We start from the raw sequence: 3,249 nt of genomic DNA on the forward strand, positions 1-3,249 counted from the left end.
TTCATCAACCTGGAGGACAGGCGCCCTCCGCTACCTGCGGAAGGCCCCGTGATCACGCCGGAGAACATCAACCAGTTCCAGCCGCAGTGGTAGCGCTCACTCGAAGGGCGCTGGGGGACTTGGGCGGGCATGGGCGATCAGCCGATCGTAACCCTGCGGGCCGTGAGCAAGCGCTTCGGCGGGGTTGAGGCGCTTAAGGACGTCTCCCTCGCCATCGAGCGGGGGACGATCCATGCCCTGGTGGGCGAAAACGGGGCGGGGAAGTCAACCCTGGGGAAGATCATCGGGGGGGTGTACCGGCCAGACAGCGGACAGGTCCTGGTCGAGGGGCGTCCGGTCGCCTACGGCTCCCCGCGCGACGCGCTCGCGGACGGCATCGCCCTGATCTCGCAGGAGGTTACGCTGGTCCCCCAGCGCACGGTCATGGAGAACGTCTTCCTCGGCATCGAGAGCGTCCGGCGGGGGTTCGTACAAGAACGCGAAATGCGCAGGCGCTACGAGGATCTGGTAGCTACCTCCGGCCTGTACATCCCCCCGGACGCCCTCGTGTTCTCCTTGCGCGTGGCCGAGCAGAAGAAGGTCGAGATCTTGAGGGCCGTCGCCCGAAACGCGCGCGTCATCATCATGGACGAGCCCACCGCCGCCCTGTCCGCCGAGGAGACACAGAAGCTGTTCGCCCTGGTACGGAGGCTGAAGGCCGCCGGAACCACGATAATATACGTCTCGCACTTCCTTCAGGAGGTGCTCTCGCTCGCGGACCGGGTCACGGTGCTGCGTAACGGGCAGTGTATAAGGACGTCTCCGGTGGCCGACGAAACGCTGGAAAGCCTGGTGGAGGCCATGCTCGGCCGGTACGTAGCGCTCGGCTTCCCGGACAAGGTGTACCCGCCGGAAGAGGCCCCGGTTGTGCTCTCGGTGGAGGGACTGACGCGGGAGGGAGTGTTCTCGGACATTACCTTTCACGTCCGCGAGGGCGAGATCGTGGGGCTGGCGGGGCTCGTGGGGAGCGGACGTTCCGAGATCGCCCGGGCCATATTCGGGGCGGACGTGCGCACGGCCGGCATCGTCCGGGTACGCGGGCGGCCGGTCAATCCGCGCTCCCCCCGGGAAGCGATAAGGGCCGGAATAGCCATGCTGCCCGAGAGCCGTAAGCTCCAGGGGCTCATCCTGAAGCTGCCCGTGGGGTGGAACGTCTCGCTACCTCACCTCGGGTTGGTGGCGCGGGGACCGTTCGTGAGGCCGCTCGTAGAGCACCACCAAGTGGAGCAGTTGCTGGCGGAACTCGACGTCAGGCCCCGGGACCCGCGGGTCGAAGCGAGGTCCCTGTCGGGAGGCAACCAGCAGAAGGTGCTGTTTGCCAAGTGGCTTTTCGGGCGGCCCGACGTGCTGATCGCGGACGAGCCCACCGCCGGGGTGGATGTGGGTGCCAAGAGGGCCATATACCGGCTGATCCATTCCCTAGCCGCAAGAGGCATGGCCGTTGTACTGATCTCCTCTGACCTGGGTGAGGTACTCGGACTGGCCCACCGCGTGCTCGCTCTGCGCCGGGGCCGGATCGTCGGGGAGTTCACAGGCGCAACTGCTGCGGAGGACAGGGTGATGCGGGCCATCTTTGCTGCAGATCAGGGTGGTGCTGACCGGTGAGTGAGCAAGAGAGGCAAGCGGGGGCGACCGGGAAAGGTGAGCGGCGGCTGGTATCCTTGCGCGCTATTCTTCGCAACTACGGGATCATCCTAGCCTTCCTGGTGCTGTTTGCGGTCCTTTCGCTTTCCACCCCAGCGTTCCTAACCCCCCGCAACCTGCACAACATCGTAGACCAGTCCGCGGAGGTCGGGATCGTCGCATGTGCCATGACCCTGGCCATCATCAGTGGCAACTTCGACCTCTCGGTGGGGGCGATCTTTGCCTTCAGTGGGTGTGCCGCCGCCATCCTGGGGGCTGGGGGGCACGTAGGCGCGGGGCTGGTGCTGGGTCTCCTCTGCGGTCTGACGTTCGGGTTGCTCAACGGGACCATCATCGCAGGATTCCGGGCTCACTCGTTTATCGCCACACTCGCCACCGGCTATATTATCAGGGGACTGGCTATGATCCTGACAGGGGGGCGGCTGATCATCGTCAGCAGTCCTTCTTTCAAGATTCTGGGCCAGGCGAGCTTCATGGGCATTAAGTACCCCATCTTCGTGCTGGCAGTGTGGGTAGTGTTCACCTGGATACTACTTTCCAGGACGACCTTCGGGAGGGCCGTTTACGCAATCGGCGGCAACGCAGAGGCTGCCCGCCTCTCCGGTATACGGGTTGACCGCGTGAGGACACTGATATTCGGGCTCAATGGTCTGAGTGCGGCACTCGCAGGGCTCATCACGGTCTCGCGTATCAGCCAGGGTCAGGCCGACATCGGCCCCCTCGTGGATCTGCAGGCCATTTCAAGGGTGGTGATCGGGGGTACCAGCATACTGGGTGGGGAGGGCGCTGTCTGGCGTACCGTGTTCGGCGTCCTCCTTATGCGTCTCATGGCAAACGGCTTTAACATCCTCAACGTTTCGCCCTTTTACCAGCGGGTCTTCGAAGGCGCGGTCATCCTGTTCGCGGTTGCGCTCGACACCCTGACGCGCTCCCGCCGCGAGAGCTAGCACCCCACCCCACCAGGCTGCGGAGACATGGACCTGTTCGCCGGGCTGCACGCCGCCGGGCGTACGCTGGTGGTGGTGACCCACGAGATGGCGGTGGCGCGGAGGGCAGGGAGGGTGCTGAGTCTCCGGGACGGCGTGCTGGTCGGGGGCGAGAAGGTGGCGTAGGATGGACCTGCTTTCCTCGGTGAAGCTCGCCCTGGGGGGCATCATGGCCAACAAGCTGCGGTCGTTCCTGACGGTGCTGGGGGTCACCATCGGGGTGGCGGTGGTGATCGGGCTGGTGGCCATAGGGCAGGGGACGCAGAACCAGATCCGTGCTCAGATCGAGTGCCTGGGGACTACCTTCCCGGCGTTGTTTTATCTTGCCTCCCTCCCGGTACGACTGCACGATGGCCAGGTAGCGGTGTCAGACGCAACTTCGACAGTTGGGCAGCCCGAGTTCGACAGTTTGTAGGGAGACGTAAGGCGTAGGCGGGCTTCTCCCAATGATTCTCCGGCTGGAAATTTCTCCGCGTGTAACTACACCTGTCAGTTTCTGGGCTCGGCCAGGAGGACCAGGGGCGGCTCCTTTACGTTCAGCCTCTGGAAGATGTGGCGCTGGGAGGGGGTGGTCTCGGTG

At 64.6% G+C, this 3,249-nt stretch carries 4 protein-coding genes; all 4 read left to right on the forward strand.

Going from position 1 to position 3,249, the window contains the following annotated elements; all coding sequences use genetic code 11:
* The first annotated feature begins 129 nt into the window (after window positions 1-129).
* Genes AB1609_19070 through AB1609_19085 form a run of 4 tightly spaced genes read left to right on the forward strand, consistent with a single transcriptional unit; the run spans window position 130 to window position 3,084 of the window.
* Complete coding sequence (locus AB1609_19070) at window positions 130-1,644, forward strand: sugar ABC transporter ATP-binding protein (protein MEW6048548.1); 1,515 nt, start codon at window positions 130-132, stop codon at window positions 1,642-1,644.
* Window positions 1,641-2,630, forward strand: a complete 990-nt coding sequence (locus AB1609_19075; protein ID MEW6048549.1) for an ABC transporter permease — start codon at window positions 1,641-1,643, stop codon at window positions 2,628-2,630. Before AB1609_19070 ends, AB1609_19075 begins: the two co-directional genes overlap by 4 nt.
* Before the next feature lie 27 nt (window positions 2,631-2,657).
* The gene (locus AB1609_19080; protein ID MEW6048550.1) at window positions 2,658-2,795 is read left to right on the forward strand and encodes a hypothetical protein; all 138 of its coding nucleotides are present in this window, start codon (window positions 2,658-2,660) and stop codon (window positions 2,793-2,795) included.
* A gap of 1 nt (window position 2,796) precedes the next feature.
* A complete protein-coding gene (locus AB1609_19085) occupies window positions 2,797-3,084 on the forward strand; it encodes an ABC transporter permease (GenBank protein MEW6048551.1) in 288 nt (95 codons plus the stop codon).
* The last annotated feature ends 165 nt before the right edge of the window (window positions 3,085-3,249 follow it).

The sequence above is a fragment of the Bacillota bacterium genome, from assembly GCA_040754675.1.
Taxonomy (GTDB): Bacteria; Bacillota; Limnochordia; order Limnochordales; family Geochordaceae; genus Geochorda.